Here is a 26,777-nt window from a genome sequence, read left to right as displayed (position 1 = left end):
GCGCCGGTCTGCAAGACAAAGCCGATACGGCCGCCGCGCGGTTCGTCGACATCCCGTCCGGCCTGGCTCAAGGCCTGCTCCAGCGCTTGGGCCAGGTGTCGCAGCGGCTCGGGGTCACGCATGATCGACCAGTGATCACCCTCGATGCGTTGCTCCACCAGATCGTTGCCCAGCAGAGCCTGCCAATCGGCCCCAAGCCCGTTCGGGCTGGACAATCCCGGCACAGGCGAAGTCGCGCTGAACAAGTGCACCGGCAGGCCCAGGGGCGCCGGCCTGTAGCGGACCATGGCGTTGCGCAGGGTCAGGTTGAGGCGGGCGCGACGGTCCAGTGCCTGGCGGTCAAAGCCGCCGGGCAGCCAGCCATGTTCCTGGGCCGTGGTGATCAGCGCATCAAGGTCGAGGCCTGCGTGCCAGGCGTCCCCCGGCTCCTGGCCGGCCCCATTGCGCCAGTGCTGCGTCAGATAAGCGAGCAGTTGCTGGCGCAGTGCGTCATCGTCCAAATCCAGGGTCACCGCCGCGGCGCGCAGTGCGCCCGGCTGGCTGCTGTCGATCAGGCCAACGAACGCCACCGGACAATCCTCGCCTCGCAGTTGGCGTGCCATTTCATAGGCCAGCAGGCCGCCCGCCGACCAGCCGGCGAGCCGGTATGGGCCCTGGGGTTGGACCTTGCGCAGCAGCGCGATGTAACGGCTGGCGAGCGTCTCGTTGCAGATGCCTTGCTCCAGTTCGGCGGCGGCTTGCACCGCGTATATCCCCAGCGCCGGGTCCAGGTAGCGGGCCAGGCGAGCGTAGGGCAGCGCCTCGCCGGTGCCTTCGTGGATGAAGAACAGCGGGGCCCGTTGGTCCGTGCCGGCGCGGATGCACAGTAGCGCCTGCTGGTCGACGGCCTGGGCATCCAGAGGCCGCACTTCACGAGCCAGTGCCGCCAGGTCCGCGGCGTTGAACAAGTCGCCCACGGACACGCCCAGGCCTTGTTCGCGCAGGGCGTCGAGCATTTGCACCAGCAGCAGTGAATGGCCGCCGAGGGCAAAGAAATTGTCCTCGCGACCCACCTGCTCGACCCCCAGCAACCGTGCCCAGAGTTGTGCCAGCAAGCTTTCCGTGGCGCCTTGGGGCGCAGCGTAGGGACGCTGTTGCAGGGCTTGCCGGTCAGGCGCGGGCAAGGCGCCGCGGTCGACCTTGCCATTGGCGGTCAACGGCCATCGTTCCAGTTGCACATAGGCGCCGGGCACCATGTGTGCTGGCAACTGTTCGGCCAATGCCAACCGCAGCGACGCAGGCTCCAACTGGCGGCCCGGTTCGGCGAGCAGATAGGCGACCAGTCGTGGATCACCGGGTTCGTCCTGGCGTGCCAGGACCCGTGCCGAACGCACATCGTCCAGCGCCGTGAGGCGTGCTTCGATCTCCCCCAGCTCGATGCGGAAGCCGCGCACCTTGACCTGCTGGTCGTTGCGTCCCAGGTAGTACAGGGTGCCGTCGCTGCTCCAACGCGCCAAATCGCCGGTTCTGTAGAGACGTTCGCCCTCGCCACCGGCAAAACGCGCCGGCAGGAATCGCTCGGCGTCCAGCGCTGGACGGTTGAGGTAGCCGCGGGCCAGGCCCGGCCCGGCGACGTGGAGTTCGCCCACCACGCCGCGGGGCACCAGTTCGCCCCGCTCATCGAGCAGATAGACCCGCAAGTCGGGGATCGGCCGGCCGATGGGGGCCAGTCCGGCGTGGCAGTGGGCGGCATCGATGGGCTGGTAGGTCACATGCACCGTAGTCTCGGTGATGCCGTACATGTTCACCAACTGCGTGCCCTGGCTGTCCGGGCGCTCGAACCAAGGCCGTAGCGCCGCGCCATCGAGGGCCTCGCCGCCGAAGATGATGCAGCGCAGGCGATGGGGTTCGGCGCGGGTCTGCTTCATCCAGGCGTAGAAGGCGCTGGGCGTCTGGTTGAGTACGGTGACGCCGGTTTCCACCAGCAGCCGGTAGAAGTCTTCGGGGCTGCGCGAGGTCAGGTAAGGCACCACCACCAGCCGGCCGCCATGCAGCAGCGCGCCCCAGAGCTCCCAGACCGAGAAGTCGAAGGCGTAGGAGTGGAACAGCGTCCAGACGTCTCGCTCATCGAAGCCGAACCAGGCATCGGTGGCGCTGAACAGCCGCACCACCGAGCGGTGCTCGATCATCACGCCCTTAGGCATGCCGGTCGAGCCGGAGGTGTAGATGATGTAGGCCAGGTCGCGGTCGCTGGCGTGCGGATCGGCTGCCGGATCGCTGCAGGGCAGGTCGCGCCAGCCGCCGCGATCCGGGTCCAGGGAAAGGACTTCGCAGCCGGCCGGTACGTGCAGTTCAACCGGCAGATCAGCCAGGGTCAACAGCACCCGCGGCTGGCTGTCGTCCAGCATGAAGTTCAGGCGCTGGGCCGGGTAGACCGGATCCAGCGGCACATAAGCGCCGCCGGCCTTGAGGGTCGCGAGAATGGCCATGGGCATGTCGAGGCTGCGCTCGACATGGATTGCCACGCGGCTGTCCGCGCCGACCCCCAGCCCACGCAAGCGATGGGCCAGGCGATTGGCGCGCTCGTTGAGCGCTCGATAACTGAGCCGTTGTTCACCGTACTCCACCGCAACGGCGTCCGGGCGGCGGACTGCCTGGGCCTCGAAGCGCTGGTGCAGACGCTCGCCATCGGTCGTGGGGAGCGCCACGGCGGGGTTGAAGCCATGGAGCAGTTGCTCGCGTTCGGTTTGGCTGAGCAGGTCGATGTCGGCGACCGATTGACGGTCGTCCGCGACCATCGCCCGTAGCACCGAGAGCAGCGCCTGCCAGTGGCGAGCCACGGTATCGGCGTCAAACAACGCGGTGGCGTAGTTGAAGCCGCCTTCGATCATGCCGTCCACCTCGTGCACATCCAGCGCCAGATCGAACTTGGCCGTGGTCACCGGCGCACCGACGCTTTCCAGATGCAAGCCGTTGCCCAGGTCCAGTTCGCCCGCCGGGGCGTTCTGCCAGGCCAGCATCAGTTGGAACACGGCGTTGTAGGCTTGGGAACGTGGCGGATTGAGTGCCTCGATGACCTGTTCGAACGGCAGGTCCTGGTGTTCCTGGGCGGCCAGCGCCAGGTCCCTGATCCGGGCCAGCAGGGTGTCCACCGTCGGGGCGTCGTCCACTTCGATGCACAGCGCCTGGAAGTTCACGAAGAAGCCGATCAGCGGCTCCAACTCGACCCGGTTGCGGTTGGCCACCGGCGAGCCGATGACCACCCGGTCCTGGCCCGAGAACCGGCTGACCACCACCGCCCAGGCCGTCAGCACGGTCATGTAGAGCGTGGTGCCGTGGCGCTGGCCGAGGGCCTTGAGGCCGTGGGTCAGCTCAGCGTCGATGCGCACCGGCAGGCTGGCGCCGGCGTAGTCCAGGCGCGCCGGCCGCGGCCGGTCGGTGGGCAGGACGACGCAGGTCGGTGCGTCCTGCAGGTGGCGGGTCCAGTAGGCGCGCTGGCGTTGCAGTTCGTCGCCTTGCAACCATTGGCGCTGCCAGAGGCTGTAATCACCGTATTGGCGGTCCAGGGCCGGCAGTGGATCGACCCGCCCCTGGCTGAACGCTTGATACAGGCGGGAGAACTCGTCGGTGAGGATGCCCATGGACCAGCCGTCCGAGACCAGGTGGTGCAGCGTGACGAGGACGACGTGGTCGTCGTGGTCCAGCCGCAGCAAGCTTGCGCGGATCGGCCATTGGCGCGTGAGGTCGAACGGCCGAGCGGCTTCCTCGGCGCAGATCGATTGCCAGTCCGTCGCGCCGGAGGCGCTCAGGTCCAGGGTCGTCAGGGCCAGCGCTCGGGGCAAATCGATCACTTGGCGCGCCTGTCCCGCCACACTGACGAAGCGGGTACGCAGGCTTTCATGCCGCGCGACGATGCGGTCCAGCGACCTGCGCAGCGCGCCGATATCCAAGTGCCCGCGCAAACGCAGGCCCGCGGGCATGTTGAAGGCTGCGGTGGAATCCGGATTGAGCTGCTGGATCAGCCAGAGGTTCTGCTGAGCGAACGACAGCGGCAGCGGCTGACTACGGTCACTGGCCAGCAGCGGCCCCAGGCGGCTGCGCCCGGCGTTGCCCAGGGCGGCGGCGAGCGCGTGCAGGCGCGGCTGGGCGAAGACCGCCGAGAGCGGCATTTCCAGGTCCAGTCGATGGCGCACCTTGGCCAGCAAGCGCAACGCCAGCAACGAGTGCCCACCCAGGGCGAAAAAGTCATCGTCACGACCCACTGCCTCGACCCCGAGCAATTCGCTCCAGATCGCTGCCAGGGTGATTTCCAACTCGCCCTGGGGCGCGCTGTATTGACTCTGGGCGAACGCATCGGCGGGAGGCGCCGGCAAGCGCTGACGGTCGACCTTGCCGTTGGCAGTGATCGGCAGTGCCGGCACTTGGACGAAGGCACTGGGCAGCATGTACTCGGGCAGGCGCTCGCTCAGTTGGCTGCGCAGCGTCAGCGGCGAGAGAGTCTCGCTGGCGCTGTAATAGGCCACCAACCGCGCCTGACCGTTGTCGCCCGGCAGAACAATCACCACCGATTCGCGCAGGCCGGGCAACTGATCGAGGCGACTTTCCACTTCGGCCAGTTCGACCCGGTAACCGCGGATCTTGACCTGGGAATCGTTGCGCCCCAGGTACTGCAGGGTGCCCTCGGCGGTCCAGCTTGCGAGGTCGCCGGTCTTGTACAGGCGCGCGCCGGGGGTGGTGTCGAAAGGGTGCTCGATGAAGCGCTCGGCGCTCAGCTGCGCCCGGTTCAGGTAACCCTGGGCCAGGGCCACGCCGGCGACATGCAGTTCGCCGGCCGCGCCCTGGGGTACCCATTGGCCGCTGCCGTCCAACAGGCACACCTGGGTATTGGCGATCGGCCGGCCGATCACCGGCAGGTCCGGCCAGAGCGCAGGATCACCGGACAGGGTGTGGGTGCAAACCACGTGGGTTTCGGTGGGGCCATAGTGGTTGTGCAGACGGGCCTGGGGATGAGCTTTGAACAGCGCGCGCAGGGCGCCGTTGATGCGCAGCGCTTCGCCGGCGACGATCACGTCCCGCAGCATCGGCAACGCCAGTGGCGCCTCGGCCCAACCGTCGGCCAGGGTCGCCAGGGCGATGTAGGGCAGGAACAGCCGCTCGATCCGCGCCTGCGCCAGCCATTGGGGCAGGCCGGCGAGGTCCAGGCGCTGGTGCTCGTCCAGCAGCACCAGGGTGCCCCCGGTGCCCAAGGTGGAGAAGATTTCCTGGAACGCCACGTCGAAGCCCAGCGCGGCGAATTGCAGGGTCCGCGCCGGACCGGGCAGCGCCTGGGCGGCCTGCCAGGCCAACAGGTTGCTCAAGGCCAGGTGGCCCATGGCAACGCCCTTGGGCGTTCCGGTGGAGCCGGAGGTGTACATGACGTAGGCTAGGTCATCTGGCCGCGGCGGCGCCAGTTCCGGCAGGACGGACGCCGGACCCACGGTGGCCGCCAGGCGAACCGACAGCGCCGGGCAGCGCTCGCCGAGCCTCAGGGCTTCGACGCGCTGGGCATCCCAGAGCAGCAGGCAGGGTTGGCAATCGTCGACGATAGCCTGCCGGCGGGCGATGGGCTGGCTGGGATCCAGGGGCACATAGGCCGCGCCGGTCTTGAGCGTGGCCAACAGGGCCAAAATCATTTCCAGGCTGCGGGGCAGGTGGATGGCGATCCGTTGGCCCGGGCCTGCGCCCAGTTCCAACAACTGCGCGGCGAGGTGGTTGGCCTGGCGATCGAGTTCGCCGTAGCTCAAACCGCGTCCATGCAGCTCCACGGCAAGGGCCTCGGGCTGCTGCCGTGCTTGCCGTTCGAACGGCCGATGCACCCAGCCTGCTTCGGGGAACGGCGTCGGGACCGGATTGAGCTGGTGCCACAGGCGCTCGCGTTCCCGGTCGTCCACCAGCGACAGCCGCGCCACCGGCTGGCGGTCGTCCAGGCAGAGTTGGCGCAGCACATTGGCCAGGTAGTCCCAATGCCGTTGCACACTGGCGGGATCGAACAATGCGGTGGCGTAGTTCAGTCCTCCGATGATGCGTCCATCGGCTTCGTACAGCTCCAGGGACAGGTCGAACGGTGCGGTGATCTGCTCACCGGCGACACTGGTCAGGCTCAGGCCATCGAGGTCCAAGGCTCCGCGCGGCGCGTTCTGCCAGGCGAACATGAGTTGGAACACTGGACTGTGGGCCAAGGTGCGCGGCGGATTGAGCGCTTCCACCACGTGCTCGAACGGCACGTCCTGGTGCGCCTGGGCCCCCAAGGCGTGCTCGCGGACCTGGGCCAGCAATTGGCCGACATCCGGTTCCCCGCCCAGGTCGACGCACAGCGCCTGGGTGTTGACGAAAAAGCCGATCAGAGGCTCGACTTCAGCGCGGGTGCGGTTGGCCACGGGTGTCCCGATCACCACCTGCTCCTGGCCGGCCAGGCGCCCGACCACCACGGCCCAGGCAGCCAGCAGGGTCATGTACAGCGAAGTGCCGTGGCGCCGGCCCAGTTCCTTGAGCGCGGCGCTGGTGGATTGATCGAGGGCGACCGCCAGGCGCGCGCCACTGAAGTCCTGGCGCGGCGGCCGCGGCCGGTCGCTGGGCAGGTCGATGCGTGCTGGTGCGTCGCGCAGGTGCGCGAGCCAGTAGGCCAACTGTTCGGCACCGCGCTCGTCGGCCAGCCACTGGCGTTGCCAGGCGGCATAGTCGGCGTACTGGATCGCCAGGGCCGGCAGCGGGTCCGGCGTGCCCCGGCGAAAGGCCTTATAGAGGGCCGACAGTTCGTCTACCAGCACGCCGATGGACCAGCCGTCGGCGATGATGTGGTGCAGTGTCAGGTGCAGCACATGGCGCTGGTCCTGCTGTCGCACCAGCAGAGCCCGCAGCAAGGGCCCTTCGCTCAGGTTGAACGGTTGCGCCGCTTCGGTGGCCAGGGCCGCCCGCAGGCCGGCGTCGTCGTTGGCTTCCAGGGTCAGGCGCGAGGATCCCCAGCGTGGTTCTGGCTCGATGACCTGCCGGACTTCGCCGTCCTGTTCAACGAACCGGGTGCGCAGCACCCCATGGCGCTCGACGATCCGGGTCAGGGCCTGGTCCAGGGCGGCTTCGTCGAGTTCGCCATCCAGGGCCAGGGCGCCGCTGATGTGGTAGGCGGCGCTCGCCTGGGCGTCCAGGCGGCTGATGAACCACAGCCGCTGTTGGGCGAACGACAGCGGCCGTTCGGCAGTGTCCGGCAGTACCGGGATCGCCGTCAGGGCAGAGCGCGCCGCGCCCGCCATCAACGGGGCCAGGGCTGCAACGGTCGGGTTCGCGTACAGGGTCGCCAGGGGCAATTCCAGGCCCAGGCGCTGGCGCACCCGCGAGACCCATTGCACCGCCAGCAGTGAATGGCCGCCCAATTCGAAGAAATTGTCGTGCCGGCCGACCCGGGCGACCCCCAGCAGGTCACGCCAGATGGCGGCCATGAGGGTTTCCTGCTCACCCCGCGGAGCTTCGTAGGCCTGACTGCTCCAGGCCTCCTCGCCGGGCAGTGGCAGGGCGCCGCGGTCGAGTTTGCCGTTGGGTGTCAGCGGCAGGGTGTCCAGCGGCATGATGACCGCCGGTACCATATAGCCCGGCAGCCGGTTCGCCAGGGCGTCGCGCAGGGCCGCCGGCGCCAACGGCCCGTGGCCAGGACTGGCCACGGCGTAAGCCACCAGCGCCGGCTCGCGGCCATTGCGCGGGACTGCCAGGACTGTCGCCGCGGCCACTTGCGGCAGGGCCAACAGGGCGCTTTCGATCTCCCCCAGTTCGATGCGGAAGCCACGGATTTTGACCTGGAAGTCATTGCGCCCCAGGTAGTGGAGCTGGCCGTGGACGTCCCAGAAACCCAAGTCGCCGGTGCGGTACAGCCGCGCCCCGGGCTGGTCGCTGAAGGGGTCGGCGAGGAAGCGTTCACGGGTCAGGTCGGCTCGCCGGTGGTAGCCGCGTCCAACGCCTGCACCGCCGATGTACAGCTCCCCCGGAACGCCTACGGGTAACCGCTGCATGGCGTCATCGAGGACATGCACCTGGGTGTTGTCGATGGGCCGGCCGATGTGCGGGACGAAGCCCACTTCGCGGTCCATCGCAGCCCAGGTCGAGTAGACCGTGGTCTCGGTCGGGCCATAGAGGTTGTTGACCTGATGCACGCGGCTCTGCTCGAACAGGCGCTGCACCAGGATCCGGGGCAGCGCCTCGCCAGCCAGGTTGACGCTTTCCAACGAGTCCCCCAGGGCTTCTGCGCGCAACAGCGCATCGAGGGCCGAGGGCACCGTATTGAGCAGGCTCAGCTCCGGACGCTGGTCGAGCAGGGCGAGGGCATCGTCCACCAGCTCCAGGCTGCCACCGCAGGACAGCGGCGCGAAGCATTCGAATACCGACAGATCGAAGTTGATCGAGGTGCTGAACAGGCTCTGGCTCAGCACTTGCGGGGTGAAACTGCCCAGGGCCCAGTCGAGGAAATTGCGCGCGTTGCGGTGTTCGATCATCACCCCCTTGGGTTGTCCGGTGGAGCCGGAGGTGTAGATCATGTAGGCCAGATGCTGGCTTTCCAGCCCCAGGGCCAGCGGCGTGTCGCTGGTCGCGGTTTTGCTGTCGCGCAGCACTTCATCGACGTTCACGCGGTGGCAATCGTCGGCCAGCGTCAGTTCCAGCGGCGCGTCGGCCAGGGTCAGCACCGCCAGCGGGGCGCTGTCGTCGAGCATGTAGGCCAGGCGCTGCGCCGGATAGGCCGGGTCCAGCGGCACGTAGGCACCGCCGGCCTTGAGGACGGCGAGCAGGGCGACGATCAGTTCCGGACTGCGGCGCAGATGGATGCCGACCCGCGCGTCAGGTCCGACGCCCAGCGCTTGCAGGCGCCGCGCCAGGTGATTGGCCTGGCGGTCGAGCTCTGCGTAGCTGAGCCGGCGGCCCTTGCAATGCACTGCCAGGGCCTGCGGGGTCTGCCGGGCCTGGGCCTCGAAGCGCTCGTGGAGCAGGGCACGCTGGGGCTGGGGACGCGCCGTGGCGTTGAACCGGCCCAGCTGCGCGAGTTCCGCTGGCGGCAGCACATCCAGGGTCCGGGCCAGACGATGCGGGCTACTGCCCAGGGCTAGCACCAGGCTGGCGAGGGCTTGCTCCAGAAACTCCAAGGCCCGTTGCGCACCCACCGAGCCGGCAATCTGCGCGGTGATGCCAAAGCCCTGGCCGAGGTCGTCCACCGAGAAGGTGAAGGGGTAGTTCGTGCGCTCGGCGGTGCCCAGCACCTGCATGCCGGTGACGCTCTGGTGAGGCGTGTCCTCCAGGCTGTAGCGAAAATTCAGCAACGCGCAAAACAGCGGCGTCCCCGCCGGCACGCCACTGCAGCGCTGGGCCAGCGTCAGCGGCGCGTGCTCATGCTCAAGCAGGTCCAGCAGTGCCTGATGGGTGCGCTGCAGGCTGTCGATTACCGAGGTCTGCGCGAAGCCGATGCGCAGCGGCAGGGTGTTGATGAACACTCCCAAGGCCTGGTCCGCCCCCTCGATCCCCTGCAGACGACCCAGCAACACGGTGCCGAACACCACGTCGGCGCGGCCCGTGGCCTTGCCCAATACCAACGCCATGGCCAGGTGGAACAGGCTGGCGACGCTCACTTGGTGGTGGCGTGCCGTTTGCCGCAGGGCCAGCGCCAGCGTCGGGTCGAGGACGCCCCGGGCTTCGTCCAGGGTACCGGTATTTTGCACGTCCAGCAGGCCGAAGGGCGCGGTGGGTTCGCTGACGTCCGCCAGCATGGCTTCGAAAAACCGTTGTTGGCGGGCGCTGTCCTGGCCGTGCCGGGCGTGGGCAACAAAGGCCCGGAACGGCACCGGCTCGCGCAGTTGCGCGGCGCGACCCTGCTGGATCAGCACGATTTCCTCGACCATCCGCTCCAAGGTGGTGTGGTCCAGCACCAGGTGATGGTGCAGCACTTGCAGCAGCCAGCGTTGCCCGGCGGCGTCGAAGGCTTTGACGACCCGTAGCAGGGGCGCCTGGCGGATATCCAGGCGGCGCTGCCGTGGATTGGTGTGCGCCTGCAGTTGGGCGAGGGCGTCGGCCTCGGTGATAGGCAGCATCTCGATGGGCAGTGGCGCGTCACGCCAGACTACCTGCACTGGCTGTTCCAGACCTTCCCAGGCCAGGGCGGTACGCAGGATGTCGTGGCGGGCGATGACCTGTTGCAGCGCCTGGCAAAAACCGTCCAAGCCGGCTTCGTCGTCGAAGGCCAGGGTGGTATGCAACAGGTAGGTGTCGCCTTCCTCCTGCAGCAAGTAGTGGAAGAACAAGCCTTCTTGCAAAGGCGCCAGGGGGTAGATGTCCTGCACGTTGGCGGCGCCACCTTCGACCTGGGCAACAATGGCGTCGATCTGCGCCTGGGTCAGCTCCACCAGGGGCAGCAGCTCAGGGACGATACGGCTGCAGCCGGCAGGTATCGTCGCCTGCAGCGATGCCAGCTCAAGACTCGGGACCGTCGAGCGCTGTGCCAGGCAGTCGGCGAGCGCGGCGACACTGGGGGCGCTGAACAGCGTGCGTACATCCAGCGGCCAGCCCTGTACCCGCAGCTGTTCTACCAGTTGCACCGCCAGTAACGAATGCCCGCCGAGGGCGAAGAAGTTGTCCTGCCGACCGACCCGCGGCACCCCGAGGACCTCGGCCCACAGTTCGGCGAGTCGGGTTTCCACTGGCCCTTGGGGCGCTTCGTAGCAGTGCAGGGCGAAATGCTGTTCGTCGGGCTCGGGCAGGGCGTGGCGGTCGAGCTTGCCGTTGGCGGTCAGCGCGAAACCGTCCACCTGGACGAAAGCCGCCGGCAGCATGTAGTCCGGCAGCACGGCTGCCAGGCGGGCGCGCAGGGCGTTGGGTTCTTGCGCCTCGGTGGCGCTGAAGTAGGCCAGCAGGCGCTGCTGGGCATCGGCCAGCACCAGCGCCTCGCCGATCCCCGGCAGGGCCTTGAGCTGGGCTTCGATTTCCCCCAACTCGATGCGAAAGCCACGGATCTTCACCTGGAAATCATTGCGGCCCAGAAACAGCAGCACGCCGTCGGCGCGCCAGCGCACCAGGTCGCCAGTGCGGTACAAGCGTGCCCCGGGCGCCTGGCTGAAGGGGTTGGCGACGAAGCGTTCTTCGCTCAGTCGGGGTTGGTTCAGGTACCCCAGGGCGAGTCCATCACCACCAACGTACAGCTCGCCGGCCACCCCAATCGGCACTGGGCGGCGCTGTTCATCCAACACGTAGGCCTGGGTGTTGCCCACGGGCCGGCCGATGGGAATGTCACCGGCCAACGCATCCGCGAGGGTGATGGCGTGAGTGGTGGTGAAGGTGGTGTTTTCCGTCGGCCCGTAGCCGTTGAGCAAGTGCTGGGGGGGCGAATGGCGCAGGACCTTTTTGATGCGCCGCGGATCGAGCACGTCGCCGCCGACCATCAGGTAGCGCAGCGCGCCGAAGGCTGGCGCCAGGGCCTCGGCGTACTGATGGAACAGGCCGGCGGTGAGCCAGAGCACGCTGACTTCGTGGTGCAGCAGGTGCTCGTTGAGGCGTGCCGCGTCCAGCAGGGTTTCCCTGGGGCAGACCACCAGGCAGCCGCCGTTGAGCAGCGCGCCCCAGATCTCCAGGGTACTGGCGTCGAAGGCCGGGTTGGCGGCGAGGGCGAAGCGGTCCTGGGCGGTGAATTCGGCGAAGCCGTTGTTGCGCACCAGCCGGGTGATGGCGCGGTGCGGCACCTGCACGCCCTTGGGTGTTCCGGTGGAGCCGGAGGTGTACATGATGTAGGCCGGTGCTTCGCTCGACACTGTGACAGGCTGACGCGGCGGGGTGGGGTCGTCCGCGGTCGCAAGGCGATCCCAAGGGCACAAGATCTGGTAGCCGGTACCTTGCACCGGCGCGTCCGGGTTTTCACAGAGCAGCCAGGCGCTGGCACAGTCGTCCAGCAACGCGCGTTGACGCTGCGGCGGGGTGGCGGTGTCGATGGGCACGTAGGTCGCGCCGTTTTTCAGGATCGCCAGGACCGCCGTGACCAAGCGCGGGCCGCGCGCAAGGCTCAGGGCGACCCGGGCGCCCGGGGTGACGCCGTGCTCGGCCAACCAGTGCGCCAGCTGCTCGGCCTGTTGGTCGAGCTGGCGGTAACTGAGCAAGTGGTCGCCGTCCTGCACCGCGGTGGCGTCGGGCCGGCGCTGGGCCTGGGCCTCGAACAGACGGTGCAGGGGCTCGTCGGCAGGGTAATCGCGGGTGGTTTCATTGAATCCGTGGAGCACCTGCCGACGTTCGTCCGCGCCGAGGATCGACAGCGCCTGGAGCGGCAACTGGTCGTTCTCGGCCATCGCCTGCAACGTGGCGCACAGCGCCTGCCAGTGACGCTCCACGGTGCCGGGGTCGAACAGCGCCGTGGCGTAGGTCAGCCGACCGCCGATCGCGCCATCGCGCTCATACAGGTTCAGGGTCAGGTCGAACTTGGCGCTGTCCTCATCGGTGGACAGCGGGGTCACTTCCAGGTCGCCCAGGGCCAGGCTCGGCTGCGGAGCATTCTGCCAGGCCAGCATGACCTGGAAGATCGGACTGTGAGCCAACGAACGCGACGGGTTCAAGGCTTCCACCAATTGCTCGAAAGCCAGCTCCTGATGGGCCTGGGCATCCAGCGCGGTGCGCCGTACCTGGGCCAGCAGCTCGCCGACCTGGCTGACCCGGTCGAGGCGCACCCGCAACGCCTGGGTGTTGACGAAGAAGCCGATCAGCGGCTCGACCTCGGCACGGGTGCGATTCGCCAGCACCGAGCCGATGACCAGGTCATCCTGACCCGACAACCGGCCAAGGACCACTGACCAGGCGGCCAGCACGGTCATGAACAACGTCGTGCCGTGGCGTTCGTTCAAGTGCTTGAGGGACCGCACCAGTGCGGCGTCGATGCTCAGCTCCAGGCTGGCTCCGGTGAAGTCCTGTCGGGCCGGGCGCGGCCGGTCCAGGGCCAGGTTCAACGAAGGGGGCGCGTCGGCCAGTTGGGTGCGCCAGTAGTTCAGTTGCTCAGCGATGCGTTGCGCCTGGCGTGGGGAGCGTTGCCACAGGGCGTAGTCGGCGTACTGGATGGCCAGCGGTGGCAACGGATCGGCTTGCCCCCGGCTGAAAGCCCGGTACAGCTCGCTCAACTCTCGGGTCAGCACGCCCAGGGACCAGGCGTCGCCGACAATGTGGTGCAAGGTCACCAGCAGGACGTGTTCCTGCTCGGCCAGGCGCAACAGGCGGGTGCGAAACAGCGGGCCGCTGGCCAGATCGAAAGGCGCCTGGGCTTCAGCGGTGTAATGGGCCTGCAACTGGGCTGGCGACTGATCCCGCAGGTCAAGGCATGGCATCAGCAGCGAATGCCCAGGATCCACCACCTGACACGGCTCGCCACCGTCGGACACAAAACGGCTGCGCAAGGCTTCGTGCCGCTCGACGATGCGCGCCAGCGCGGCGCCCAGGGCCGCTTCATTCAGCTCGCCGCGCAGCCGCAGGCCTCCGGCCATGTGGTAGGCCGCGCTGGCCTGGGCATCCAGGTGCGCGATGAACCATAGGCGTTGTTGGGCAAACGACAACGGCAGCCGCGCCGGCCGTGGGCCAGCCGGGATCGGCGCCGCGCCGTGGAGCCCGGCCGCGCCCAGGGCTTCGATGGCCCGTGCCTGGCGTTGCAGCGTCGGGTGATCGAACACATTGGCCAAGGGCAGTTCGACGCGCAATTGCTGACGCAGTTGGGAGACCAATTGCACCGCCAGCAGAGAGTGGCCACCGGCCTGGAAAAAATGCTCGTCGCGGCCGATCCGTGGCCGGCCCAACAGGCGCCCCCAGATCGTCGCCAGTTGGTTTTCCAGCGGCCCCATGGGCGCTTCGAAGTGTCCGCTGGCGGCCTGTTCCGGTGCCGGCAGCGCGCTGCGATCGAGCTTGCCGTTGGGCGTCAGTGGCAGGACGGGCAGGGCCACGTAGGCGCTGGGTTGCATGTACTCGGGCAGTACCGCCGCCAGGGCGTCGCGCAGTATCGCCTCGTCAGGCGCCGCTTCCGGTCGGGCCACCCAATACGCCACCAGCCGCGCATCGCCGCTTGGCTCCTGACGAGCCACGACCACCGCGTGCTGCACCCCCGGAACACGCGCCAGGGCGCTTTCGATCTCGCCCAGTTCGATACGATAGCCGCGCACCTTGACCTGGAAGTCGTTGCGCCCCAAATAGAGCAACTGCCCATCCAAGGTCCAACGACCAAGGTCGCCGGTGCGGTACATCCGCGCGCCGGGCTGGGCTGCGAACGGGTCCGGGAGGAAACGTTCCTCGGTCAGCGCCGGCCGGTTCAGGTAACCCCGAGCGACACCGGCGCCGCCGATGTACAGCTCGCCCACCACGCCATGGGGCACCAGTTGCCGGTGCGCATCGAGCAGGTAGACCTGGGTGTTGTCCAGCGGTCGACCGATGCCCGGCACAAAGCCTTCGGCGCGGTCCATCGAGACCCAGGTCGAGTAGGTGGTGGTTTCCGATGGTCCATACAGGTTGCACAGGCGCTGCACGTCACTGTGGTCGAAGATCCTTTGCACCAGGCCCTGCTTGAGTGGTTCGCCGGCCAGGTTGACCACTCGCGTCGAGGCCGGGATCGCCGCGGCCCCCACCAGCGCATCGAGCGCCGAGGGCACGCTGTTGATCAGGGTGACTGGCACCGGACGGTCGAGCAGGGCCAGGGCATTGGTGGCCAGGTGCAGGGTCGCACCGGCGGCCAAGGGCACGAAATACTCGAAGACCGCCAGGTCGAAGTTGATCGAGGTGGCGAACAGGCTGTCTTGCAGGCTTTCGGCATTGAAGGTGCGCAGCGCCCAGTGCAACAGGTTGCAAGCATTGCGGTGCTCGATCATCACGCCCTTGGGCAGGCCGGTGGAACCCGACGTATAGATCACGTAGGCCAGGTGCGCGCCAGTCAGGCCCAGGCGCGCCGGGTCCGGGTTGTCGGCCGGCTGCTCGGCCAGACGGGCCTGGGTCTGCGGATCATCCAGGCACAGGGCGGTGCAACCCGCCGGCGCCGTCACGCTGGCTTGCAGTGCGGTGGTCGTCAGCAACGCCTGGGGCGCGCTGTCTTCGAGCATGTGCGACAGCCGCTCGCGCGGGTACGCCGGGTCCAGCGGCACATAGGCCGCGCCGGCCTTGAGGATGCCGAGCAGGGCGACCAGCAGATGCGGGCCACGCTCCAGGCAGATCGCTACCCGGCTGTCCGGCTGCACGCCGGCGCCCAGCAACAGGTGGGCAAGGCGATTGGCCTGGGCGTTGAGCGCTCCATAGGTCAACGGACTGGCGCCATCGGCCGCGTCGAAACGCGCGGCGATGGCCTGGGGCTGGTGTTCGGCCTGACGTTCCAGGGCCAGGTGCAACAGGTCCCGCTCGGGCAGCGGCCGGGCAGTAGCGTTGAACGTGCGCAGCAGTTGCTCACGCTCCGCCGCCGGGAGTATCGAAAGATGGCAGGCCAGGCGCTGGGGTGAGTCTTCCAGCGCGTCGAGCAGGTTATCCAGGGCCGTTTGCAGCCAGCCAAGCACCGGGGCCGCGCCCACCAGGGGATCGATTTGCAGGCTCAGCGAAAACCCATCGCCCAGATCGTCGACCGACAGGTTGAAGGGATAGTTGGTGCGTTCCTCACCACCCAGAACCTGCATGCCATCGAGCACCGGGGCAGGCCCCTGGGCCGTGCTGTGCCGGTAGTTGAGCAGCGCCGAGAACAGCGCCGTGCCGTTGGGCAGCGCGCTGCAGCGTTGGGCCAGGCCCAAGGGCGCGTGCTCATGGGCGATCAACCGGCTGAGTAACCCATGGGTGTCGCGCAGCGCCTGCCTCACCGGCACCGCCAGGCGCACCCGCAACGGCAACGTATTGATGAACAGGCCCATGGCGGTGGCTGCTTCGGCGGCGCCCAGCAGGCGACCGAACATCACCGTGCCGAACACCACATCGTCACGGCCGCTGGTCTTGCCCAGCACCAGGGCCCAGGCCAGATGGAACAGGCTGGCGCTGCTGACTTCCAGGCGGCGCGACAGTTCGCGGATGCGCCGGCTCAGATCCAGCGCCAGCGGCGCTTCCAGGGTCTGCACCTGGCTGCCGTCGCCGCGCACATCGAGCAGCCCGCAGGGCGCGGTGGGCTCGTCGATATCGCCAAGCAGCTCGGTGAAGAATGCCGCGTGCTGCGCTTCGCTCAGGCCCTGGCGGGCGCGCACCACGAAATCACGGAACGGGCGTGGCGGTTGCAAGTCGGCCAGGCGGCCCTGCTGGATCGCCGCGACCTCGCTCACCAGCCGCTCCAGCGATGTATGGTCCATCACCGCATGGTGGTGCAGCAGTTGCAGCAGCCAGCGACCGTTTGCCGGATCCGCTGCGGCCACCGCGCGCATCAGGGGTGCCTGGCGCAGATCCAGCCGATGCTCCCTGGGATCGGTCCAGGCGCGCAGCGCGGTGGCCACGTCGCCCGCGGGCGGGCTGAACAGTTCCAGCGTCAGCGGGGCCTGACGCCACACCACCTGGACCGGCGCGTCGAGACCTTCCCAGGCCAGCGCGGTGCGCAGGATGTCGTGGCGGGCGATGGCCTGGTTGAGAGCGTCCATGAAGCGGCGCAGGCGCGGTTCGTCATCGAAGGCCAGTAGCACGTGCAGCAGGTAGGTATCGCCGCGCTCCTGGAGCAGGTGGTGGAAGAGGATGCCGGCCTGCAGGGGCACCAGCGGGTAGATGTCCTGGATATTGGCGGCACCGCCCGGAACGCTGGCGACGATGCCCTCGATCTGAGCCGCGTCGAGCTGGCAGAGCTCGAGCAGCGCCGGGGTGATGGCGGTGGTACCCGCCGGCAGTCCGCTGGTGCCGGCGGGCTGCGCCGCGGGCTGGCGCAGGGCTTCGATCAGCGCCGGCTTGTGGCTGCGCAGGAGGGCGATCAACTCCTGGTCGGCCAGCACTTCATCGTCGGCCACCACCGAGAGTTGGTCGCCGCGCAACGACAGGGTCACGCCGCGGTGTTTGAGCAGAGCCAGCAATTGATCCGCAGTCACAGGAGCAGTTCCTTCAATGGAGTAGTGGCCGCGGCCAGACCGGCAAGGGTCGGTGCGGTGAACAATTGGCTGATGTCGACCCGCAGGTGGTGCTGGCGCATGCGCTCCACCAGCCCCATGGCAATCAGCGAGTGGCCGCCGAGGGCGAAGAAATTGTCGTGCCGGCTGACCCGCTCGACGTTCAGCAGCTCGCACCAGATGGCCGCCAGGGCTATTTCGATGTCGCCTTGGGGGGCTTCGTAACGGGTTTGCACGTACGCCTGGGCGTCGGGTTCGGGCAGGGCATTGCGGTCGAGCTTGCCGTTGGCAGTCAACGGCAGGCTATCCAGGCGCACATAGGCGCTGGGCAGCATCGACTCGGGCAAGCGTTCGCCCAGGGCCGTCCGCGCCTGTGCCGGCGTCGGTGGCGCGTCGCCCAACAGGTACGCGATCAGTCGGGCCACCCCATGGCGATCGGGACGACCGACCACCACCGCTTGCCGAACACCGGGCAGCGCCAACAGATGGCTTTCGATTTCCCCCAGCTCGATGCGGTGCCCATGGATCTTCACCTGGAAGTCGGTGCGGCCAAGGTAGCTGAGGCTGCCATCAAGCTCCCAGCGACCGAGGTCGCCGGTGCGGTACAGCCGCGTGCCGGGCTGGAGCGAGAACGGGTCGGCGATGAACCGCTCCCGGGTTAGCGCCTCGCGCTGCCAGTAGCCACGGGCCAGGCCTTGGCCGCCAATGTGGATTTCACCCACCACCCCCAGCGGTGCGCGCCGATCATGATGATCGAGCACGTGCACCTGAGTATTGGGCAGGGGCTGGCCAAGGCTGGGCAGCGGATGCTGATCCAGCCAGGCGCTGGTGGTGTCGACCGTGCATTCGGTCGGGCCGTAGACGTTCAGCACCCGCACGCCGGGTTCGCCGGCCAGTTGCTGCCAGAGCTCTGCGGGGACGGCCTCGCCGCCGAGCAGCAGGCGGCGGGGCAACGGCTGGGGCAGGGCCAGCGTCTGGCGATGCTTGAGTAGCGCCTGCAACTGGGTCGGGGTGCAGTCGAATAGGGTTACCTGCTGGCTCTGCAGGTAATCGAGCAGGGCCGCCGCGTCCAGGCGCACGCGTTTTGGAATCAACACCAGGCAGTGGCCGCTCAGCCACTGACACAACTGCTGGACCGAGGCGTCGAAGGCCACCGAGGCGTTGAGCGAGCAGCGCGTACCGGCCGGCAGGTCAGCCAGACGCTGGTGCAACCCGGCCCAGAGGTTGAGCACCGAGCGGTGCTCGACCATGACGCCCTTGGGCTGGCCGGTGGAGCCTGAGGTATAGATCAGATAGGCGAGGTCGCTGGGCTGGGTGCCGATGTCCGGATCGTCGGTTGCGGCCTGCTGCCAGGCAGCACCAACGGCATCCAGGCAGATCAGCGGCCCGGCGTCGAATGTCGGCAGCCCCTCGCGCACTCGCTCCTGGGTGAGCAGCGCCGCCGGAGCGCTGTCTTGCAGCATGAAGGCCAGCCGCGGAGCCGGATAATCAGGGTCCAGCGGCACATAGGCGCAGCCGGCTTTCCACACCGCCAGCAAGGCGATCGCCAGGTGCGCTTCGCGGTCCAGGCATACCGCGACCCGTTGCCCGGGCCGTACGCCCTGGTCCAGCAGGTGATGGGCCAGGCGGTTGGCCTGTTCGTCGAGCTGTCGAAAGCTCAGTTGGCGATGCTCGTCGATCAGCGCAAGGGCGTCGGGGCGGCGGGCGGCCTGCTCGGCGAAGCGCCCGTGCAGGGTGCCGTCGGGCGCTGACACGGACAGCACTGGGTTGAGGCGATTCAACCGTGCCTGCTCGGCGGTGGGTAATACGTCCAATGACTGGATGTGCCCATCGTCGGTCTGTTCCAGCGCTTCCACCAGGGCGTGCAGGGCCGTCAGCATGAAGCCCAGCAGCCGTTCCGGCGCATGGTCGGGGTGGGTCTGGGCGGTCAGCTGGAAACCTTCGCCCAGATCGTCCACCGCCAGGTTGAAGGGGTAATGGGTTCGCTCCTCGCTGTGCAGCAGGGTCATGCCGGGCATGGCCTGGTGCACATTGGCCTGGCCGGCATGGCTGTAGCGGTAATTGAACAAGGCGCTGAACAACGCCGTCCCCGGCGCTACCGCGCTGCAACGCTGGGCCAGGGCCAGCGGGGTCTGCTCGTGGCAGAGCAGACCGTTGAGGGTGTCCTGGACCTGCCGCAGGATGGCGTGGACGCCGCCGTCCAGGCGTACCCGCAGTGGAAGGGTGTTGATGAACAGGCCCAAGGTCCGGTCGGCGTGGGCGCCGGCCTGCAGGCGGCCGAACAGTACCGTGCCAAAGACCACATCGTCGCGCCCACTCAGGCGCCCCAGCACCAGGGCCCAGGCCAGGTGGCAGACACTCGCCGGGCTCACCCCGTGGGCTTCGGCCTGGCGACGCAGGCTGCGCGCCAGCTCCGGCGCCAGCGGCTGCTGGTGTTCCAGGGCCTGCCAGCGGGGATCGGTTTGCAGGTCAAGGTCGAAGGGCAGGGTGGGTTCATCCAGATCGCCCAACTGCTCGCTGAAAAAAGCGCGGGCGGCGGCCACCGCTTCTGGTCGCCGGGCCTGGGCCACCAAGGCTCGGGTGCTGGTGGGCGGCGGCAGGTCCGCCGGGCGTCCGCTCTCGATCAGGGCGATCTCTTCGATCATCAATTCCAGGGAGGTGTGATCGACCACCACGTGGTGATGCAACAGCAGCAACAGCCAGCGTTCCTGCGCCGGGTCAAAGGCCACCCGGGCCTCGATCAGCGGGGCCTGTCGCAGGTCGAGGCGGTAGTGGCGCGGGTCGGCACTGGCCTGTAGCCGCGCCGCGATATCGTCATCCTCCAGCGCCAGGCGCCGAGGCGTGAACGCGACCTGCCGCAGCACCACCTGCACAGGTTCCTCCAGGTCCTCCCAGAGCACCAGGGTGCGCAGCGCGTCGTGCCGGCCGATGACCTGGCCCAGCGCCGCGCAGAAACGTTGCAGGCGCGCCTCGTCGGTAAAGGCCAGCAGGCTGCGCAGCACATATCGATCGCCCTCGCGCTGGGCGCGGTGGTGATAGAGCATGCCCTCCTGCAAGGGGCCCAATGGATAAATGTCCTGGATATTGCCGGCGCCGCCGGGCACTCGCGCCGCGATCAGGTCGATCTGTGCCTGGGGAAGGGTCACCAGATCCAGCATCTGCGGGCTGATGCGGGCGCACGGGGTCGGGATGGCGCTTACGCTTGGTGCCGGCGCCGGAACGCTGGCCAGGTTTTCCAGGCGCAGGGCCTGGGCGGCCAGTGTCGAGCGTTCGAACACGCTGCGTATGTCCAGGTCCCAGCCATTGCGACGCAACTGTTCGAGTAATTGCACCGCCAGCAACGAATGCCCACCAAGGCTGAAGAAGTCGTCGTCACGGCTGATTTCCGAGACGCCCAGCACCTGGGTCCAGATGGCCGCCAGCCGCCGTTCGGTGTCCCCTTGCGGCGCCTGCCTGGCGGCACTGCTGGCCTGTGCCTCGGGCAGCGGCAGGGCCTGGCGATCAAGTTTGCCGTTGGGCGTCAGTGGCAACTCCTGCAGGGCGACGCAGGCGCTGGGCAGCATATAGTCCGGCAAGCGACTTTCCAGATAGGCGCGTACTTCAGCCAGGTCCGGAACGGGCGTGGTCGAGACCTGCGCTATCAGATAGGCCACCAACCGCGGATCACCGGCAGGGCCAGGCTGCGCCAGCACCACCGCTTCGCGCACCGCCGGCATGCCCAGCAACTGCGTTTCGATCTCCCCGAGTTCGATGCGGAACCCGCGTACCTTGACCTGGAAGTCGTTGCGTCCCAGGTAATCCAGCGAACCATCGGCTCGCCAGCGCCCCAGGTCACCGGTGCGGTACATGCGCGCCTGGGGATCGTCGACGAAGGGGTCGGACAAAAAGCGTTCTTGGGTCAGCTCGGCACGATTGAGATAACCCCGCGCCACGCCTGCGCCGCCGATGTAGATCTCACCGGCCACGCCCAACGGCACCGGCTGGCGATGACGGTCGAGCAGGTACACACGGGTGTTGTCCAGGGGCCGGCCGATGCCGGGCCGGTAGCCCCCGGCACGGTCCATCGACAGCCAGGTGGAATAGGTGGTGGTTTCCGTTGGCCCATAGAGATTGCAGACCCGTTGCGTCGTGCTGTGGGCGAACAATTGTTCCACCAGTCGCGGCTTGAGCGGTTCGCCCGCCAGGTTGACCACCCGGGTGCTGTCCGGGACGGCGCCGACCCTGAGCAGTTCTTCCACCGCCGAGGGTACGCTGTTGATCAGCGACACCGGGCAGGGTCGGGCCACCAACGCCAGGGCGTTCTCCACCAGGTGCAGGGTCGCGCCGGCGGCGAGAGGGACGAAGCATTCGAAGACCGCCAGGTCGAAGTTGATCGACGTGGCGAACAGGCTGCGGCGCCATTCCTCGGCGTCGAAGCTGCGTAGGGCCCAATGCAGCAAGTTGCAGGCGTTGCGGTGCTCGATCATCACGCCCTTGGGTAGGCCGGTGGAGCCCGAGGTGTAGATGACGTAGGCCAGGTGCGCTGGGCCCAGGTCCGCAATCCTGGGGTTTTCCGCGGGCAGGGTCGCCAACCGGTCCCGCAACTGCGCTGCATCCAGGCGCCAGCATTCGACCGCCGTGGCCGGTAACCCACTGGCCACGGCCTGGCTGCTCAGGACCAGCCGGGGCGCGCAGTCTTCGAGCATGTGCGCAAGACGCGCCGGCGGGTAGTTGGGGTCCAGCGGTACGTAGGCCGCGCCGGCCTTCAAGGTGGCGAGCAGGGCGACCAACAGGTCTGGACCACGTTGCAGGCTGATCGCTACCCGGTCATCGGGGCGCACCCCGGCCATCAGCAGGGCGTGGGCCAACTGGTTCGCCTGCTGGTTAAGCTGGGCATAGCTGAGCTGGGCTCCCGCGACCGTTTCGAACTGCGCCGCCACGGCGTCGGGATGCAGTGCCGCCTGCCGCTCGAAGGGCTGGTGCAGCAGGGTGTCCCGTGGATGCGCCTGCCGTGTGGCGTTGAACCCTTCCAGCAGTTGCTGGCGTTGCTCCAGAGGTAGGATGTCCAAGGCACAGGCACGGGTGGCCGGAGCGGTTTCCAGGGTCTGGGCAACTACCTCCAGGGCCCGAATCATTTGCGCAAGGACCGCGTCGACGCAGACTGAACGATGGACCTGTCCGGTCAGGGCAAAGCCTTCGCCGAGGTCATCGATGGACAGGCAGAACGGGTAGTTGCTGCGCTCCTCGCTGCCCAGCAGGCGCACCCCGGGCAGGTCGAACTCTGGGCGGGCCGAGCGTTGTGCCTGGCTGTGGCGAAAGTTCAGCAGCGCTGAGAACAACGCTGTCTGGGTGGGCAGCGCCGTGCAACGTTGGGCCAGGGCCAGCGGCGCGTGTTCATGGGCGAGCAGTTCGGTCAGTCGTCCATGGGTCTGGCGCAAGGCGCTATACAGAGGCATGTCGAGGTCGATGCGCAGGGGCAGGGTATTGATGAACAGCCCCAGGGCCTGCTCCACCTGCTGGCCGGCACTGAAGCGGCCGAACAGCACCGTGCCGAAGACCACGTCGTCGCGGCCGCTGGCCTTGCCCACCACCATGGCCCAGGCCAGGTGGAACAGGCTCGCGACGCCCACCGCCTGGGTCTTGGCCAGTTGCCGCAGGCGGCGGGCCAGGGCGGGGTCGAGTGAGCGCTGGGCCTCACGGTTGTCGCGGCCGGAACCCTGGATGTCGTGCAGCGCGTAGGGCAGGGTCGGTTCGTCGAGCGTGCCGAGCAGCCGCTGGAAATAGGCCTCGGCGCTGGCCTGGCGCCGGTGCTCGCGGGCCTGGGCGACGAACCGGCGAAACGCCACGGTCGGAGGCAGCGGATGCTCCGGATCTTGCATCAAGGTGCGGACTTCGCCGAACAACAGCGCCAGGGTGGCGTGGTCGATGGCCAGGTGGTGGTGGACCAACTGCAACTGCCATTGGCCGCTGGGCATGTCGAAGCGCACGTAGGCCTGGGCCAGGGGCGCGCGGCGGATGTCCAGGGGCTGTTCGGCGAAGGCGTCGCATGCCGCCAGCCAGACCACCGGCAGGGGCGCCTCGCGCCAGACCACTTGCACCGGCTCGTCCAGGCCTTCCCAGAGCACGGCGCTGCGCAGGATGTCATGGCGGGCGATCACCTGATCGAAGGCGGCGATGAAGGCGTCCAGCAAAGGGCGGCTGTCGAAGGCCAGCGTCGCGCGTAACAGGTAGGCGTCGTCGGTCGGTTGCAGCAGGTGCTGGAACAGCAAGCCTTCCTGCAGGGGCGCCAGGGGGTAGATGTCCTGCACGTTGGCGGCGCCGCCTTCCACCGCCGTCACGATCAGGTCGACCTGAGACTGTGGCAGGTTGAGCAACGGCAGCATGGCCGGGGTGATGCGCCTGCAGTCCGGCGCGATGGCGGGTGCCTCAGGCAGCGCCTGTGATTTGGCCGGACCCAGCGGGTTCTCCAGCAGCAATGCGAGATTGAGCAGGTTCGCCGCGCTGAACAAGGTCCCCACGTCCAGCTGCCAGCCTTCAGCCCGCAACTGCTCGACCATCTGCACCGCCAGCAACGAATGCCCGCCGAGGGCGAAGAAGTTGTCCTGCCGACCGACCCGCGGCACCCCGAGGACCTCGGCCCACAGCTCGGCGAGGCGGGTTTCCACTGGCCCTTGGGGCGCTTCGTAGCAGTGCAGGGCGAAATGCTGTTCGTCGGGCTCGGGCAGGGCGTGGCGGTCGAGCTTGCCGTTGGCGGTCAGCGCGAAACCGTCCACCTGGACGAAAGCCGCCGGCAGCATGTAGTCCGGCAGCACGGCTGCCAGGCGGGCGCGCAGGGCGTTGGGTTCTTGCGCCTCGGTGGCGCTGAAGTAGGCCAGCAGGCGCTGCTGGGCATCGGCCAGCACCAGCGCCTCGCTCATTCCCGGCAGGGCCTTGAGCTGGGCTTCGATTTCCCCCAACTCGATGCGAAAGCCACGGATCTTCACCTGGAAATCATTGCGGCCCAGAAACAGCAGCACGCCGTCGGTGCGCCAGCGCACCAGGTCGCCGGTGCGGTACAAGCGTGCCCCGGGCGCCTGGCTGAAGGGGTTGGCGACGAAGCGTTCTTCGCTCAGTCGGGGTTGGTTCAGGTACCCCAGGGCCAAGCCATCACCACCGACGTAAAGCTCGCCGGCCACCCCAATCGGCACTGGGCGGCGCTGTTCATCCAGCACATAGACCTGGGTGTTGCCCACGGGCCGGCCGATGGGAATGTCACCGGCCAATGCATCCGCGAGGGTGATGGCGTGAGTGGTGGTGAAAGTGGTGTTTTCCGTCGGCCCGTAGCCGTTGAGCAAGTGCTGGGGGGGCGAATGGCGCAGGACCTTTTCGATGCGCCGCGGATCGAGCACGTCGCCGCCGACCATCAGGTAACGCAGCGCACCGAAGGCCGGCGCCAGGGCCTCGGCGTACTGATGGAACAGCCCGGCGGTGAGCCAGAGCACGCTGACTTCGTGGTGCAGCAGGTGCTCGTTGAAGCGGGCCGCGTCCAGCAGGGTTTCCCTGGGACAGACCACCAGGCAGCCGCCGTTGAGCAGCGCGCCCCAGATCTCCAAGGTACTGGCGTCGAAGGCCGGATTGGCGGCGAGGGCGAAGCGGTCCTGGGCGGTGAATTCGGCGAAGCCGTTGTTGCGCACCAGTCGGGTGATGGCGCGGTGCGGCACCTGCACGCCCTTGGGTGTTCCGGTGGAGCCGGAGGTGTACATGATGTAAGCGACATCGCCGGCCTCGCGGGCCGGGTGGGATTCAGCCAATGCATGGTCTGGCGCTGCAACGTCAATGAAGCGGACGTTTTCCAGTGCGGGCCGATCATCACCCGCCACCAGCAGCCAGGCGCTGCCACAGTCCGCCAGTACCCGCGCCTGATGGGCCGTCGGGGCCTCTCGGTCGATGGGGACGTAGCATGCGCCGCGCTTGAGGATCGCCAGGATCGACACGATCAACGCCGCCCCCCGGGCCAGGCACAGCGCCACCGCATCACCGGCGCCAATCCCGCAGGCCGCCAAATGCCCAGCCAGGTGCTCGGCCCGTTGGTCGAGCTGGCGATAGCTCAGGGTCTGCGCGCCGTCCAGCAGCGCACACGCATCGGGGCGCCGTTGCACCTGCCCGGCGAAGAGCACAGGCAGCGGTTCATCGGCCGGGTAGTCACGGCTGCTGGCATTGAAATCGTCAAGGACCTGCTGCCGTTCGGCTGTGTCCAGCAGCACCCAGTCGCCCAAGGCCCGGGTTGGCTCGGCGAGGACCTGATCGGTCAAGCACTCCAGGCGCCGCAGGTGCGTGGTCATCTGCTCGGCACTGAACAGTCGCGGGTCGTAGTTGAATTCCAGGAAGGGTTCGACCTGGGCTTCGTAATGCCGCAGATAGATCGCCAGCGGATAGCGCTCATAACCGTTGTGCCAGGTACGCAGAGCGCAGCGGGCCGAGGCAAGGTTGACGTCGCCGGGGTACTGTTCGACCGACAGCATCAGCTCGAACAACTGGCCGGGATGGCCGGCGCGAGCCCGCAACTCACGATGCAGACTTTGCAGGGGGTAGCGCTGGTGGCGGTAGCTGCGCAGGGTCTGGCTGGCTACCCTTTGCACGGTCTCGACGAAGCTGGCGGCAGGGTCGACCTCGACCGTCAGCGGCAGCACCGAGGAGAACATGCCCACGGTCCGTTTCTGCAGGGGATTGCTGCGGTTGTGCACCGGAACGCCGATGACCATTCGCTCACGCTGGTCGGTCACCCGGCTGAAGTAGCCGGCCAGCAATGCGCTCAGACAATGGCTCAACGTCGCGCCCTGGGTTTTTGCCCACTGGGTCATGAGGGCCAGGCGCTGGTGGCCCAGGGTCCAGATCGCCTGGGCACTGGGCTGCGGCTCGCTGGTGCTGGCCGGATCACGGGACGGCGAAGCACTCTGGAACAACGGTTCCGGCAATGCCGGGAACTGCTCCAGCCAGAAATCCCGCGCCTTGGCGTGGCGCGCCGAATCGAGGTAATCGCGGTCGCTGGCGACAAAGCTGCGATAGCCCTGAGCTAACACCGGGTCCAGTTGGAGTGGCTCGCCGACGAGCAGTTGATTGTAGGCGGCGCTGACAGCCTGGCCGACCAGGCCCACCGAAGTGCCGTCGCTGATCAGGTGGTGGTAGCGGCTGTTCCACAGCGCATGGGTGTCGGACAGTTGAAACCATTCCATGCCCCACAGAGGTTGCCCGCGGAGCGAGAACGGCGTGCGATTCAATTGCTCGATGGCGGCCATGGCCCGGCCTTCGGACTCACCGCGCCAATCGTGGAAGGTGAACGGCACCTGTAGGTGATCGGCGACCTGCTGCTGCACCTGCCCATCGCGGTCGCTGATTATCAGCTGCAACGCATCGAATTGGGCCACCACGGCTCGCAGCGCCGCGGCGAACAGGGCGTGGTCCACCGTGCCGTGGATTTCCACGGTTACGCCGATGTTGTAGGAGGGTGTGTCGGGCGATAGCAGTTGGTCGAGCCAGACGGATTGTTGCGTGGAACTCAACGAAATGCATCGCGGTTCGATCATGACACCTCCTTGTGCAGGGGTCGTGCCCCTGGGTCGACGCGGCAAGGCTTGTGGCCTGCGCGATACGGACCGGTCCTGTTTAGAAAAACAACGGCAGACAAACCTCGACGCCGCCCCCTGGCCGGATATGGCTGCGCTGGAAACGGATTTCCGGCGTCTTTCGATGGGGTGGGACGGGCTCGATGCGCATTTAAAATAA

Annotated in this window: 3 protein-coding genes (1 of these 3 running past the window's edge); 1 reads left to right on the top strand and 2 read right to left on the bottom strand. The window is 67.8% G+C overall.

From position 1 onward, the window contains the following. A protein-coding gene (locus tag AO356_RS29950; RefSeq protein WP_060742944.1) for a non-ribosomal peptide synthase/polyketide synthase crosses the window boundary here: on the bottom strand, positions 1–17,018 show its 5' portion. The gene continues 796 nt to the left of window position 1, outside the view; the window shows 17,018 of its 17,814 coding nt (coding positions 1–17,018); it begins with the start codon at positions 17,016–17,018; its stop codon lies off the left edge, out of view. Next, positions 17,015–26,578 (bottom strand): non-ribosomal peptide synthetase, encoded by a 9,564-nt coding sequence (locus AO356_RS29945; RefSeq protein ID WP_060742943.1) that lies wholly within the window; start codon positions 26,576–26,578, stop codon positions 17,015–17,017. Before AO356_RS29945 ends, AO356_RS29950 begins: the two co-directional genes overlap by 4 nt. Here AO356_RS29945 and AO356_RS32680 point away from each other — a divergent pair. After that, complete coding sequence (locus tag AO356_RS32680) at positions 26,544–26,777, top strand: hypothetical protein (protein WP_146042590.1); 234 nt, start codon at positions 26,544–26,546, stop codon at positions 26,775–26,777. The genes AO356_RS29945 and AO356_RS32680 overlap by 35 nt on opposite strands.

Origin of the sequence: Pseudomonas fluorescens, from assembly GCF_001307275.1 — a bacterium.
Lineage (GTDB): Bacteria > Pseudomonadota > Gammaproteobacteria > Pseudomonadales > Pseudomonadaceae > Aquipseudomonas > Aquipseudomonas fluorescens_AA.
Note: the sequence above shows the minus strand (reverse complement) of the source record. Positions and strands in the feature narration are given on the sequence as shown.